This is a genomic window from Rhodopirellula maiorica SM1 (genome assembly GCF_000346295.1).
Lineage (GTDB): Bacteria > Planctomycetota > Planctomycetia > Pirellulales > Pirellulaceae > Novipirellula > Novipirellula maiorica.
Map to the genome: position 1 here is coordinate 1 of NZ_ANOG01000305.1, position 755 is coordinate 755.

The 755-nt window shown below is 56.8% G+C and carries 1 protein-coding gene; it reads left to right on the forward strand.

Going from position 1 to position 755, the window contains the following annotated elements; translation table 11 throughout:
* Positions 1–20: 20 nt before the first annotated feature.
* The coding region (locus tag RMSM_RS09930) for an STN domain-containing protein (protein WP_173405116.1) at positions 21–755 on the forward strand (735 nt) is incomplete at its 3' end.

The window sequence follows — 755 nt, forward strand, 5'->3', positions numbered from 1 at the left end:
TATTTACAACCCTCGCAGGCTTGATCACCGGATCAGCCATCCTCGGTTTGCTGATGGTCTCGGGATCGGCGGGCCAACCCAACGACCAACCCGAAACGATCACCCTCCCCAGCCATGTGGCTCAGTTTGGTGGCGGCATGGGCGGCATGGGGGGAATGGGCGGCAGCGGAGCGATGGTCACCACCGAACCCCAAGACCAACCCAAACGAAAACCGCTAAGCAAAAAAGCGGCAGACGAGAAAGAGGACAGCAAGGGGTTCACGCAGGGAACACGCATGATGTGGGCCGAACAAACGGTGGTTCCCGATCCCGTCGGTGACGTCGCCGAAGACGCACTTGGAGCGATGGACCAATCCTTTGACTTTGATCTTGCGACCACGCTTAACGAGCTTCCCTCACAACTCGAATCGATCATCGGGGTTCCGGTCATCATCGATGATCGCGGCGTCGCGTTTGCGGAACTCAAAGAAAGCGAGACTCAAATCAAACTAGACGCGAGCGGACTTCCGCTCAGGACGGCACTAAGAAAAATGTTGCGACCGCACGGACTGCGAGCCACCGTCGAAAACGATGGCATCGTCATCACTGCCGACACCACATCACTGGTTCACAAAGGCATTGGGGGTTCACGCTGGATCAACATCGACGAAGCCGCAGCGAAGAAGATCGCTGAAGCACTACACAGCCCAGTGCAAGCCAATTTTTTCGACGCCCCGCTCGAAGAGGCTCTTGAGACGCTCTCGATGGAAACCAAT